Below are 13,383 nucleotides of genomic sequence, written 5' to 3' on the forward strand. Positions count from 1 at the left end.
GGCACCACGTGGTGCCACAGTGCACATACAGCCCACATCTGGAGGAACACGATATGACCGCGTCCGTAACGGAACACCTGCACCACGTGAACTCGGTTCTCGGCGACGCGGTCGTCGACGACCGCGAGGCCGGCATCTACCGGGCCAACCGGCGGATCTTCACCGACGAGGACATCTTCGAACTGGAGATGAAGCACATCTTCGAGGGCAACTGGATCTACCTCGCCCACGAGAGCCAGGTGGCGAACCCCGGTGACTACTTCACCACCTACATCGGACGTCAGCCGGTCGTGATCACCCGAGACAAGAGCGGTGAGCTGCACTGCCTGATCAACGCCTGCGCCCACCGCGGCGCGATGATCTGCCGCCGCAAGACCGACAACCGGATGACGCTCACGTGCCCGTTCCACGGGTGGACGTTCCGCAACGACGGCACCCTGCTCAAGGTCAAGGATCCCGAGGGCGCCGGATACCCGGACACCTTCGACGTCGACGGTTCCCACAACCTGACCAAAGTCGCACGTTTCGACTCCTACCGCGGATTCCTGTTCGGCAGCCTCAACGACGACGTGGCCTCGCTCGACGATCACCTCGGCGACACGCGCCTGGTCATCGACATGCTCGTCGACCAGTCCCCCGACGGCCTCGAGGTCCTTCGCGGTGCGTCGACCTACACCTACGACGGCAACTGGAAGGTCCAGGCCGAGAACGGTGCCGACGGCTACCACGTCACCGCGACGCACTGGAACTATGCCGCAACCACTTCCCGCCGCGGCACCGGCGAGTCCAAGAACGACACCAAGGCGCTCGACGCCGGCGGCTGGGGCAAGTCCGGGGGCGGCTACTGGTCCTACCCCAACGGCCACCTGTGCCTCTGGACCTGGGCGGCCAATCCGCAGGACCGCCCGCTGTGGGACAAGATGGACGACCTGAAGAAGACCCACGGCGACGCCAAGGGCGAGTTCATGGTGAAGGGTTCGCGCAACCTCTGCCTGTACCCGAATGTCTATCTCATGGACCAGTTCTCGACGCAGATCCGCCACTTCCGGCCGATCGCCCCGGACAAGACCGAGGTGACCATCTACTGCATCGCCCCCAAGGGTGAGAGCGATGCCGCACGCGCGCACCGCATCCGCCAGTACGAGGACTTCTTCAACGCATCCGGGATGGCGACGCCGGACGACCTCGAGGAGTTCCGCAGCTGCCAGCTCACCTTCCGGGCCCAGGCCGCACCGTGGAACGACATGAGTCGCGGTGCGCAGCACTGGCTGACGGGTCCCGACGAGGTCGCCGAATCACTCGGCATGACCGGCGTCATCTCGGCCGGCGTGAAGAACGAGGACGAGGGTCTCTACCCCGTCCAGCACGGCTACTGGCTCGAGACCATGCGCGCCGCAGTCGCCGCCGAAGAGGCAGCAGCCGCCCGGACCAACGGCCGACGGTGAACCGGCCACAAGCGATTACGGGGAACACACGATGACCACCTCAGAGACCACATCCGGCGCCACCGGCACACCCGCGAGCAGCCGGGCGGACGGCGGAAAACTGATCACCCAGAACATGATCGAACAGTTCCTCTATCGCGAGGCGCGCTACCTCGACGACCGCGAGTTCGAGAAATGGCTCGGCTGCTATGCCGACGACGTCGTCTACTGGATGCCGTCGTGGGACGACGCCGACCGGCTCACCGAGGACCCGCAACGAGAGATCTCGCTGATCTACTACGCCAACAAGGGCGGCCTGGAGGACCGGGTCTTCCGGATCCGGACCGAACGCTCGTCGGCGACGTCGCTACCCGAACCGCGGACCAGTCACAACATCTCCAACGTCGAGGTCATCGAACGGCGCGGCGACCTCGTGGACGTCCGGTTCAACTGGCACACGATGTATTTCCGGTACAACACCGTCGATCCGTACTACGGGACCTCGTTCTACACGATCGACTTCTCCGGGGGACAGCCGCTCATCCGGCGCAAGACGATCGTGCTGAAGAACGACTACATCCACCACGTGGTCGACGTGTATCACTTCTGACCCGAGCCCACTTCTGACCCGACCCCACTTCGAGGAACCTCTCCATGACTGTCACCACCGACGCGGACACCGGCACTGCCACCGGCACCGCCACCAGCCACCAGGTGGCGCTGTCCTTCGAGGACGGGGTCACGCGCTTCATCACCTGCCGCGAGGACCAGACCGTCGCCGACGCGTCGTACCGGCAGCGCATCAACATCCCTCTCGACTGCCGCGATGGTGCATGCGGAACGTGTAAGGCGTTCTGCGAGTCCGGAGATTACGACGGTGGCATCTACATCGAGGACGCGCTGTCCGACGCCGAGTCGTCGGAGGGTTATGCACTCCCCTGCTGCATGAAGCCGAAATCCGACCTCGTGCTGCAGATCGCGTCCACGTCGGATGTGGCGAAGACCCAGGCGGCGAGGTTCACCGGGACGGTCGTCGGGCTCGACCGGCTCTCCGAGTCGACGATGCGCCTGGAGATCCGCATCGAGAACCGCGGCGAGCTGGCGTTCCTGCCGGGCCAGTATGTGAACATCGAGATCCCCGGCAGCGATCGTGGCGACGGTGAACCGGTCAGCCGCTCGTACTCGTTCGCCAACGGCCCTCACGAGGACCGCCTGATCTTCCTGATCAAGCTCACCCCCGGCGGCGCGATGTCGACCTATCTCACCGACCGTGCGACACGCGGTGAAGAGATCTCCTTCACCGGTCCGCACGGGTCGTTCTTCCTGCGGGAGGCCACCCGTCCGGTACTGCTGCTCGCCGGTGGCACCGGGCTGGCGCCGATCCTGTCGATGTTGCGGAAGATGCACGCCGACAAGAGCCTTCGCAAGGTCCACCTGATCTACGGCGTGTCCAGCGATACCGACCTGGTCGCCACCGACGAGATCGAGTACTTCGCCGACAAGCTGCCGGGCTTCACCTGGGACCATTGCGTCTCCGATCCGGCCAGCACCGCGGCGAACAAGGGCTATGTGATGAGCCTGATCCGGCCCGAACACCTCTACGACGGCGACGTCGCCATCTACCTCTGCGGCCCGCCGCCCATGGTCGAGGCCGTGCGCAAGCACGTGGCAGAGGTCGGGATCGAACCCACCGGCTTCTACTACGAGAAGTTCGCGCTCGCCGCGAAGCCGGCGACTGACCGTGATCGCACGGCGAAGCCGGCGGTCGAGCCCGAACCGGAGGCGGGCAGCGTCACCGAAACCGAGGCGATCAGCGACGAGGCCGCCGCTCCTGCTGCCCCGACCCCGGTCGGTCGAGACGGTGACGACCCCATCCTCGAGGTCGCCGACGCCCGCGCCATCGCCGGCCGGATCGCCTTCCCGCCGACCGGTCTGGACACCTGGTCCGGCTCGAGACCCGCACCGCGCGAAGATGACTCGCTGGCCCGCATCGGTGGGCAACGGATGTGGGACGGACAGACCGGCGATGCCGGACTCGACGTCGACGCGGGTGCCCTGCGTCCCGCCGGGACCGCACGGTCGATCGCCGGGCAGGAACTGTTCGCGCCCGGCGACACCTCACAACTCCACGAGAGCGCGCCCAGCACACCCGAACCCGACTCCGTCGAGGCACCGCCCCTGCCCACCGTCGTCGGCTCACAGGGTTATCAGATCGGCGAGGAACACCCCGAGATCCACGAGTCCGACGCACTTTTCGAGGCACGCGCCGCGCTCGAGCTCGGCGCTCTGGAGCTCACCTTCGGCCGGATGACCCATCAGCAGCTCACCGGCTATCGGCTGCTCGCCGAGGCCACGGTCCCCTACGTGGACGGCGACCGCTTCGTCGACGCCGCGCAGTACACCGAGACAAACGCGGCCTTCCATGACTATCTGTTCAGCCAGACCGGCAACGACCATCTCCTCGAGGCCTACAAGGCCCTCGGCGTGAAGGGCCGCATGACCGAGGTGCTGCGCAACGCGACATGGTGCCACCCGCTGTGCGCGCAGGACCACCTCGACATCGTCTCGGCCTTCGAGTCCGGCGACCACGACGCCGCCCGCGCGCTCATCTCGGCTCACGCCGACCGGTCCAAGCAGACGATGCGCCGGGCGATGGCCGACGAGATGGCCTCGCGCCGGCCGCGTTTCGTCACCCCGGGCCGCTTCGCGAACAAGGTCGTCGTGATCACCGGTGCCGCACAGGGGATCGGCGAGCAGACGGCTCGACGGATCAGTGCGGAAGGCGGTCGGGTCGTCCTCGCCGATCGTTCGGAACTGGTGGAGGAGGTCGTCCGCGACCTCGAGACCGCCGGTCCCGGTGCGGTGGCGGCGATCGCCGACCTCGAGACCTACGACGGCGCCGAATCGGTGATCCGGCGCGCGATCGGCACCTACGGCCGGGTGGACGTGCTCATCAACAACGTCGGCGGGGCGATCAACTTCAAACCGTTCATCGAGTTCACCCACGAACAGATCCGGGCCGAGATCGACCGCTCACTGATGACGGCGCTCTACTCGTGCCGCGCGGTGCTTCCGTCGATGGTCGAACGCGGCGGCGGGGTCATCGTCAACGTCTCCTCCGCGGCGACTCGTGGCATCCACCGCATCCCGTACTCGGCGGCCAAGGGCGCCGTCAACGCGATGACCGCCTCGCTGGCCATGGAGTACGCCGAGGACGGCATCCGCGTGGTCGCGACCGCCCCGGGTGGGACGGAGGCCCCGCCGCGTCGGATCTCCCGCGGTACCCCCGAACCCCGCAACGAGGTGGAGGCCGGGTGGTTCCGGGCCCACATCGATCAGACGTTGTCGTCGTCGCTGCTGAACCGGTACGGGACGCTCGACGAACAGGCCGCGGCGATCTGCTTCCTCGCCTCGGAGGAGGCGGCCTACATCACGGGCAGCGTCCTGCCGGTCGCCGGCGGCGACCAGGGCTGACCACCCACGCCGGGAAGACGAGGGCGAGTCGGTACGACCCGGGGTCTGTGACCTGGGTCCTAGTATGGAGCGATGATGGTCACTGCCGTGTGCGTCGGGCGGGACCGTGAGGTCGATGCGCTGTGGTCGCGGCTGCGGCACGTGACGGGCGCGGAGTTCCTCGCCGTCTCCGGTGACCCCGGGAGCGGGAAGTCGACCCTGCTCGCCCATCTGGTCGCGCGACATCGCGCCGAGTCGCACGGTACCGACGACACCGGGGCGACCCTGTGGGCGCGCGTGTCACCGTGGCAGGCGTCGACGCCGGGTGCCCTGGTCCGGCAACTGCTGCAGGATCACTCACCCGATGGCACAACCGATGTCGAAACTCTGGTCGGCGGCCTGCTCGCCGCACTCGGCCCGTCCGCGGACACCCCGTCGCTCATCGCCATCGACGACGCCGATCTCGCGGACGAGGTGTCGCTACAGGCATTGCTCACGCTCACCCGCGACCATCGCGCCTGCCGGGTCCTCGTCGTCGCCACGACATCCCGGCCCGGGGCGCGTCTGGTGGGTCAACCCCTCGACGAGTTGCGGCTCGAGAGCATCGACCCACAGGGCACCGCCGAGATCGCGGGCCGGCGGGGCATCGTGCTGCACCCCGCGATGCGGGAGGAGCTGACCCGCCACACCGCGGGCAAGCCGCGCGACATCGTCGCTCTCCTCGACGAGGTGCCCGCCGGGACGTGGTCGCGCAGCGGCGCCCAGCTACCGGCCCCCCGATACGTCGTCGCGCAGGTCCGCGACCGGTTGCCCGACATCGGCGTACCCGCGCGCTCGCTCATCGAGGCGCTCGCCATCCTCGACGACGCCGAACCGCTCTCCACCGCAGTGGAACTCGCCGGGATCACCGACCCGCTCGACGCCATCGACGAGGCGCGACGCACCGGACTCGTCACCTGTGACGGGGCGCTGACACCGGCCGAGGCACGACCTCGGATCGTCACGCCCCTCGTCCGTGCGGCAGTGCTCGAGGTCCTCGGGATGGGAGCGGTCGGCGAGGCCCATCGTCGTGCCGCGCAGATCGTCGCCGACCCCGCCCGACGACTCCACCATCGAGTTGCCGCGACGCCGACCGCCGATGCCGCACTCGCCGACGACCTCGCCGAACTCGCGCGCGCCCGCGGCGCCGACGGGGCCTGGGCCGAGGCGGCCGGCCTCTACCGCCAGTCCGGTCGGCTGACCCCCGACCCGCTCGAACGCGACACGCGGGTGACACTCGCGGTGGATTCGCTTCTGGCCGCAGGCGATTGCACAGGCGCCGGTGCACTGGTCCCGACCGTCGAGAGCCTGCGGGAGACACCGCTGCGCAACGCAACCCTCGCCTACCTGGCGATCCTGCGCGGGCGTTCCGCGGAGGCACAGCTCCGCCTCGACCGTGCCTGGGGAATCGTCAACGTCGAACGAGAACCCGACGTCGCGGCCCTCATCGCGCAACGCCACGTGCTGCACAATCTGGTGCGCTGCCAGGGATCCGAGCTCGTCGCCTGGGCAGATCGTGCGATGGAGATGGCCGGGAGCCAATCGGCGGCACGGGTCGAGGCGGCCGTCATCCGTGGTCTCGGCCTGGCGTGGTCGGGTCAGCCGGAGGCCGCACGCGCCGAGTACGAGTCGGTCTCGGCGACCATCCGCTACGGCGCGCAGGCACAGCGAGCCGTCATGGGTCGCGGCTGGTTACAGCTCGGGCTCGACGAGATCGACGCCGCGCGTACGAATCTCGAGGCCGCGGTCTCGATGGCGCAGCTGGGCGGTTCGACGCGGATCTCGTTGTGGGCGCTGGCCTGGCTGGCGCGCGTGCAGTTCCTCACCGGGGACTGGGACGATGCGATGCGCAGCGTCGAGGCCGGCCGGGCGCTCGCCCGTAGCAGCGGAATCGCACTCACCACACCGCTGCTGAACTGGACTGCGACGCAGATTCATTCGCTTCGCGGCGACTGGGAGGAGGCGCACCGCAGCATCGCCGCATCGGCCACGTCGATCGGTGACTACGAGATCATGCGGATACCGGACTTACTGGCGCGTGCGCAACTCGCCGAGGCCGCAGCCGATTACGGCAAGGTGCGTCGAATTCTCACACCGCTGGTGACGATGGCCGAATCCGTCCCCGCCCTCTCCGAACCCGGACTGTGGCCGTGGGTCGACGTCCTGGCCAACGCCCAGGTTCTCGAGGGTCAGTTCGACGATGCCGACCGGTTGCTGCGCACCTACGAATCCCGTTCCGCCGAACGCGGCCACCGGTCGTCGGCCGCCCGGATGAAGTACGCGCGGGGCCGCCATCTCGGTGCCACCGGAGACATCCACGGGGCCAAGAGGACGTTCGAGGAAGGACTCGAACTCCTCGACGGACTGGGGTTGCGTTACGACCAGGCACGGGTGAACTTCGCCTACGGACAGACACTCCGACGCGCGGGTAAACGCCGCGCCGCCGATGCCGTCATCGGTACCGCGCGGGACCTTTACCTCTCGCTCGGAGCGGCCAGTTACGTCGACCGTTGCGACCGTGAACTCAAGGCAGGCGGACTGGCCGGGACGCGAACCGAGAACCGGGGCTCGTCGAGAGACGCCGGCGAACTCACCCCGCAGGAGGAGGCCGTCACCGCACTGGTGGCGCGCGGGCTGTCCAACCGCGAGGTGGCGGCGGAGCTGTTCATCTCGCCGAAGACCGTGCAGTACCACCTGACCCGGATCTACGCGAAACTCGGACTGCGGTCGCGGTCGGAGCTGGCGGCCTCGCGCCGTTGAGAGGCCGCCGTCTCAGACCGCGGCGTGCACCGCGGTGCGATCGGTGACCGGCGCACCGGTCTTGGCCTCGACGATCGAGAGATCGACACCGGGAGCAAACTCCACGACCTCGAAACCTGTTCCCGCGACATCGAATACACCGAGATCGGTGATCACCCGGCTCACCACGCCACGACCGGTGAGAGGTAACGAGCACGCCTCGAGGAGCTTGGGCTCACCCTTCTTGGTGACGTGCTCCATCAGGACGATGACCTTGCCCGCGCCGTTGACGAGGTCCATGGCACCGCCGATCCCCTTGACGAGTGCGCCGGGAACCATCCAGTTCGCGAGGTCGCCGTTCATCGCAACCTGCATGCCGCCGAGGACGGCGACGTCCACGTGCCCGCCGCGGATCATCGCGAAGCTGGTCGCCGAGTCGAAGTACGACGCCCCCGGCAACACCGACACGGTCTGCTTGCCCGCGTTGATCAGATCGGGATCGACCTCGTCGTCGTACGGGAAAGGCCCGACGCCGAGGATGCCGTTCTCGGCGTGCAGGTAGATCCCCGAGTCGTCCGGCATCTGGTCGGGGATCATCGTCGGCAGACCGATCCCCAGGTTGACGTAGTCACCGCGGGTCAGTTCCCGGGCCGCGCGGGCGGCCATCTCGGTACGGGTCCAAGTCATCTGAAATTCTCCTGGCTCAGTGCGCCGCGACGGGACGCTCGCGGACGGTGCGCTTCTCGATGCCCTTGCGAGCGGCCTGTTCGGGGGTCAGCTCGACGATCCGCTTCACGAAGATCCCCGGCAGGTGGATCTCGTCGGGACCGAGCTCGCCGACCTCGACGACCCGTTCCGCCTCGACGATCGTGATCCGGCCCGACATCGCCGCGGGCGGGTTGAAGTTGCGTGCGGCCGCGTGGAATCGGCAGTTGCCGGCGGTGTCGACGACCGCCGCGCGGATCAGGGCGTAGTCGGTGACGATGGCCTCCTCGAGGACCATATCCACCCCGTTGAAGGTGCGGACCTCCTTGGGCGGGGACGCTTCGGCCACCGAACCGTCGGGGTTGTACCGCCACGGCAGACCACCCTCTTCGACGAGGGTGCCCACCCCGGTCGGGGTGAAGAACGCACCGATTCCGCTGCCGCCGGCGCGCATACGCTCGGCCAGAGTGCCCTGCGGGGTGAGTTCCACGGTGACCTCGCCCGCGAGGAACTGGCGGCCGAATTCCTTGTTCTCGCCGATGTAGGAGGCGATCACCTTGTCGATCCGCCGGGCCTCGAGCAGCAGACCGAGGCCGGCGCCGTCGACACCGCAGTTGTTGGAGACGATCGTCAGGTTCTTCGCACCCTGCTCGAGGAGGGCGTCGATCAGGAACCCGGGGATGCCGGCCAGGCCGAAACCGCCGACTGCGAGGCTCGCGCCATCGGGGATGTCGGCGACCGCATCCGCCGGCGACGCGGCCAGTTTGCTCACCGCACCGGTGGCGGCGGTCTTGTCGATGGTCATGGCTGCTCCAGGTGTTCGATCAGTGCGGGGTTGATGATGTCGGGCCGCTGAGCGTTGGCCAGGTGCGCCGAGGCCGGCACCACGAGCAGACGGCCCTGCTGCACGTTGTCGGCGATCTCCTCGAGTTTCGCCGGTGGGGTGGCCGGGTCGTCGGCGCCGGCGATGGCAAGAGTCGGCGCGACGATGGACGGCAGGTCACCCCGCAGATCCATGGCCGCGATCACCTCGCAGCACGCGGCGTATCCCTCGGCGGGGGTCGAGGCCACCATGTCCTCGTGATACTTCCTCGACGCCTCGTATGTGCTCCGGTACTCGTCGGTGAACCAGCGCTGCACGACGGCTTCGGCAACTGCCCCGGTGCCTTGTGCCCGGACCGTCGCGGCCCGGTCGATCCAGGCCTGGGCCGGGGGGAGTTGCGCGCCGGTGCAGAGGACGGCGAGACGCCGTACCCGTTCGGGATTGCGTGCGGCGACCCGCATCATGGTCATTCCGCCGAGCGAGAGGCCGACGAGATGTGCCTGCGTTATCTCGAGTCGATCGAGGAGGGCGATCACGTCGTCGGCCAGATCGTCGATCGTGTACGGCCCCTGGGGAACCGGGGATTCGCCGTGCCCGCGGGTGTCGTACCGGACGACGCGGAAACGTTCCTCGAGTGCGGCGAGCTGCGCGTCCCACATCCGGTACGTCGAACCCAGCGAATTCGAGAGGATCACCGCGGGGCCGTTCTCGCGACCGGTGACGACGGCGTGCACCTCGACCGCCCCGGTCTCGCGCCCGCTCATCGGGTCGCCTCGAAGATCGCGGCGAGTCCCTGGCCGCCGCCGATGCACATGGTCTCGAGGACGTAGCGCGCCTCCCGGCGTCGGGCCTCGTACGCAGCCGTGGCGAGAATGCGGCCGCCAGTCGCGCCGATCGGATGACCCAGGGAGATGCCGGAACCGTTGGGGTTCACGCGTTCATCGCTCGCGTCGATCTTCCACTCGTCCAGGCAGGCGAGGACCTGCGCGGCAAAGGCCTCGTTGAGTTCGATCAGGTCGATCTCGTCGAGGGTGAGCCCGGCGCGGCCGAGTGCGGCGGCCGTGGCGCCGACCGGGCCGAGACCCATGGTCTCCGGCGCGCACCCGGTGACCGCCCAGGAGCGCAGTGCGAGAAGGGGTTCCAGTCCACGGCGACGCGCCTGGGAGCGGGTGGTCACCACGCACATGGCCGCGCCGTCGTTCTGGCCGGAGGCATTGCCGGCGGTGACCGTGGACTCCGCGTCGACCTTGAGCCGGATGGGACGCAGCTTCCCGAGCGAGTCCGCGGTGGCATCGGCGCGCGGATGCTCGTCGCGGTCGACGACGGTGTCAGGCTTTCCGCGGCGTCCGGGAATCGTGACCGCGACGAGTTCGTCGGCGAAGCGGCCTTCCTCATGGGCGGCGACGGCACGGTGGTGCGACCGTGCGGCGTATTCGTCCTGGTCGGCACGGGAGATTCCGTACTTCGCGCGCAGGTTCTCGGCGGTCTCGATCATCCCGCCGGGGACGGGGTGGGATTCCCCACCGGCGGTGAGACGACCGCGGTCGAGCCGGTCCATCAACTCGACGCCGCCCTGCTTGATCCCCGAGCGGAGTCCGAGTGCGTAGTGTTCGACCGTCGACATCGATTCGGCGCCGCCGGCGACCACGAGTCGCGCTCCGCCGGTCGCCACCGAGGACGCGGCGGTGAGGACGGCCTGCAGACCCGATCCGCACCGGCGGTCGACCTGCATGCCCGGGACGCCGACACCGAGCCCGGCGTCGAGAGCGGCGATCCGGCCGATCGCCGGCGACTCCCCGCTCGCGTAACCCTGCCCGAGGATCACGTCGTCGATGTCTCCCTCACCCAGCCCGGTGCGCGCGGTCAGTTCCCGCAGCAGATCGGTCGCCAATCGGGTCACCGGCACGGTGGACAGCGCCCCGCCCATGCGGCCGACGGGCGTACGCAGCGGCGAACAGATCACGATGTCGGAGTCCGAGGTGCCAGAGGATGCCATGCCACAAGGGTAGTGAGCTGCAGCGATATGGAGAAGTATCCATTTGCTGGCTTTTGATATGTCACACATATCAATCGGTAGAGTGGGGTGCATGGAACTGCGCCACCTGCGGTACTTCCGCGCGGTCGCCGAGGAACTGCACTTCGGCCGTGCGGCCCAACGGCTCCACATCGCCCAGCCGCCGCTGTCCCAGCAGATCCGGCAACTCGAGGACGAACTCGGGGTCCCCCTGCTGGTCCGGTCGACGCGGCGCGTCGAGCTGACCGCCGCGGGTGAGGACTATCTGCGTCAGGTCGAGGCGATCCTCGACTCCGTGGACGCCGCGGCCCGTCGTGCACAGCGCATCGCCGACGGCCGGCAGGGCAACCTGGCGATCGGCTGCGTGGGGTCGGCGACCTACTCACTGCTGCCCCGTTTCGTGCGCGCGCTGCGCGACGAGTTGCCCGACGTGGACGTGAGCGTCCGCGGCGAGATGCTGGCACCCGAACAGATCGGCGCGCTGGCGTCGGGCGACATCGATCTGGCGTTGCTGCGCATGCCCGTGGAGACACGCGGTCTCATCGTCGAATCGATCCGGAAGGACCGGCTGATCGTCGCACTCCCCGCCGATCATCCGCTCGCCGATACCCCCGAGGAGCAGTTCGTGGAACTCGCCGCACTTCGCAGCGAGGACTTCATCTCCCATGTGGGCGGCGGAAGATCGGTCCTCAGCGCGGTTCTCGCCGCTGCAGCGGAGCGCGCCGGCTTCGTGCCGCGAATCCGTCACGAGGTCGAGGAGACGTCGACGCTGGTGACGCTGGTCGCGGCCGGGCTCGGAGTGGCCATCGTGCCCGAGCCGACCTCCGCACTCGGGGTGGCCGGCGTCGTCTACCGGCCGTTGGCCGCACCGATCGCCCACGTCGACCTGGTGGCGGCATATGCGGCCGCGCGGCGCACCCCGCTGGTCGACCGGGCCGTGGCGGTCCTGCGCAGCCTCTCCTGAACGCCGCATCTAGCCGCTGCCGAGCGAGCCAGCGCAGCGCAACCCCCACTCCCTGAGGAGCGAGCTTGCGAGCGTCCGCCCCGTGCTCCCTGAGGAGCGAGCTTGCGAGCGTCCGCCCCGTGCTCCCTGAGGAGCGAGCTTGCGAGCGTCCGCCCCGTGCTCCCTGAGGAGCGAGCTTGCGAGCGTCCGCCCCGTGCTCCCTGAGGAGCGAGCTTGCGAGCGTCCGCCCCGTGCTCCCTGAGGAGCGAGCTTGCGAGCGCAACCCCCGCTCCCTGAGGAGCGAGCTTGCGAGCGTCTCGAAGGGCCTGGCGAGAATCTCTCACCATGCCCTTCGAGGCTCGTCGCTATCGCTCCTCGCACCTCAGGGAGCGAGAGATCGGTTGCGACGCAGCGATGTTCGCGAACTATCAGCGGTGCGTGAAGTTCGGGTCCCGCTTCTCGACGAAGGCGGCCATGCCCTCGGTCTGATCGTCCGTGGCGAAGGTCGAGTAGAACAGGACCCGCTCTGCGTGGACACCCTCGGCCAGGCTCGACTCGAAGGCGCGGTTGACCGCGTCCTTGGCGAGCGCGGAGGCGATGAGCGACTTGGAGGCGATGACCTCGGCCACCTCGATCGCGGTGGCCAGGGCGTCCTCCTTGGGCACGACACGCGAGACCAGGCCCGCACGCTCGGCCTCGTCGACCTTCATCTGACGACCGGTCAGGACCATGTCCATCGCCTTGGCCTTGCCGACGGCGCGGGTCAGGCGCTGCGAGCCGCCGATGCCGGGGATGACACCGAGGTTGATCTCCGGCTGACCGAAGACGGCGTTGTCGCCGGCGATGATGGTGTCGCACAGCATCGCGAGCTCACAGCCGCCGCCGAGCGCGTAGCCGGTGACCGCGGCGATGATCGGGGTGCGCGCACGCGCCAGCTCGTCCCAGGCGCCGAAGAACTGCTCGTTGACGACGTCGGCGTAGGTCTTGGAGGACATCTCCTTGATGTCGGCGCCGGCAGCGAAGGCCTTCTCCGAGCCGGTGATCACGATGGCACCGATGCCCTGGTCGACGTCGAGTTCCTTCACGACGCCGACGACTTCGTTCATGAGCTCGGAGTTGAGGGCGTTGAGCGCCTTCGGGCGGTTGAGGGTGATGATGCCGACGCGGCCGCGGCGTTCGACGAGGATGGTCTGGTATTCGGTCACGTGATTCCTTCTTCCGGTTGTGGTGGTCGGTCAGGCAG

General features: G+C 68.5%; 10 protein-coding genes. 5 read left to right on the forward strand and 5 right to left on the reverse strand.

Going from position 1 to position 13,383, the window contains the following annotated elements; all coding sequences use genetic code 11:
* The first annotated feature begins 53 nt into the window (after positions 1-53).
* The 4 genes from benA to IHQ52_RS00450 all read left to right on the forward strand — a co-directional run bounded on the left by benA (position 54) and on the right by IHQ52_RS00450 (position 7,676).
* Positions 54-1,445: a benzoate 1,2-dioxygenase large subunit gene (gene benA, locus IHQ52_RS00435; protein ID WP_096274688.1), complete on the forward strand. Its 1,392-nt coding sequence runs from the start codon at positions 54-56 to the stop codon at positions 1,443-1,445.
* Positions 1,446-1,476: 31 nt separating this feature from the next.
* Complete coding sequence (benB, locus tag IHQ52_RS00440) at positions 1,477-2,034, forward strand: benzoate 1,2-dioxygenase small subunit (protein WP_096274689.1); 558 nt, start codon at positions 1,477-1,479, stop codon at positions 2,032-2,034.
* Positions 2,035-2,078: 44 nt separating this feature from the next.
* On the forward strand, positions 2,079-4,898 hold the full coding sequence (gene benC, locus IHQ52_RS00445; protein WP_096274690.1) for a benzoate 1,2-dioxygenase electron transfer component BenC: 2,820 nt from the start codon (positions 2,079-2,081) through the stop codon (positions 4,896-4,898).
* Between the two features lie 72 nt (positions 4,899-4,970).
* Complete coding sequence (locus IHQ52_RS00450; protein ID WP_096274691.1) at positions 4,971-7,676, forward strand: helix-turn-helix transcriptional regulator; 2,706 nt, start codon at positions 4,971-4,973, stop codon at positions 7,674-7,676.
* Between the two features lie 12 nt (positions 7,677-7,688).
* On the opposite strand, the gene IHQ52_RS00455 is transcribed toward IHQ52_RS00450, so the two are convergent.
* From IHQ52_RS00455 to IHQ52_RS00470, 4 genes are read right to left on the reverse strand one after another with little or no spacing between them, the layout of a single operon-like run.
* A complete protein-coding gene (locus IHQ52_RS00455) occupies positions 7,689-8,342 on the reverse strand; it encodes a 3-oxoacid CoA-transferase subunit B (RefSeq protein ID WP_096274692.1) in 654 nt (217 codons plus the stop codon).
* A gap of 16 nt (positions 8,343-8,358) precedes the next feature.
* Positions 8,359-9,165 carry a CoA transferase subunit A gene (locus tag IHQ52_RS00460; protein ID WP_096274693.1) on the reverse strand — a complete coding sequence of 269 codons (807 nt, stop codon included), beginning with the start codon at positions 9,163-9,165 and terminating at the stop codon, positions 8,359-8,361.
* Positions 9,162-9,947 (reverse strand): 3-oxoadipate enol-lactonase, encoded by a 786-nt coding sequence (pcaD, locus tag IHQ52_RS00465; protein ID WP_096274694.1) that lies wholly within the window; start codon positions 9,945-9,947, stop codon positions 9,162-9,164. Before pcaD ends, IHQ52_RS00460 begins: the two co-directional genes overlap by 4 nt.
* Positions 9,944-11,179, reverse strand: a complete 1,236-nt coding sequence (locus IHQ52_RS00470) for an acetyl-CoA C-acetyltransferase (protein ID WP_096274695.1) — start codon at positions 11,177-11,179, stop codon at positions 9,944-9,946. Before IHQ52_RS00470 ends, pcaD begins: the two co-directional genes overlap by 4 nt.
* A 91-nt stretch (positions 11,180-11,270) precedes the next feature.
* Between IHQ52_RS00470 and IHQ52_RS00475 the strand changes: the two genes are divergently transcribed.
* The gene (locus IHQ52_RS00475) at positions 11,271-12,161 is read left to right on the forward strand and encodes a LysR substrate-binding domain-containing protein (RefSeq protein WP_096274696.1); all 891 of its coding nucleotides are present in this window, start codon (positions 11,271-11,273) and stop codon (positions 12,159-12,161) included.
* 407 nt (positions 12,162-12,568) lie between these two features.
* Here IHQ52_RS00475 and IHQ52_RS00480 read toward each other — a convergent pair whose 3' ends face one another.
* Positions 12,569-13,345 (reverse strand): enoyl-CoA hydratase, encoded by a 777-nt coding sequence (locus IHQ52_RS00480; RefSeq protein ID WP_006438037.1) that lies wholly within the window; start codon positions 13,343-13,345, stop codon positions 12,569-12,571.
* Between the last annotated feature and the right edge of the window lie 38 nt (positions 13,346-13,383).

Source organism: Gordonia amicalis (assembly GCF_022059885.1).
GTDB lineage: Bacteria > Actinomycetota > Actinomycetes > Mycobacteriales > Mycobacteriaceae > Gordonia > Gordonia amicalis.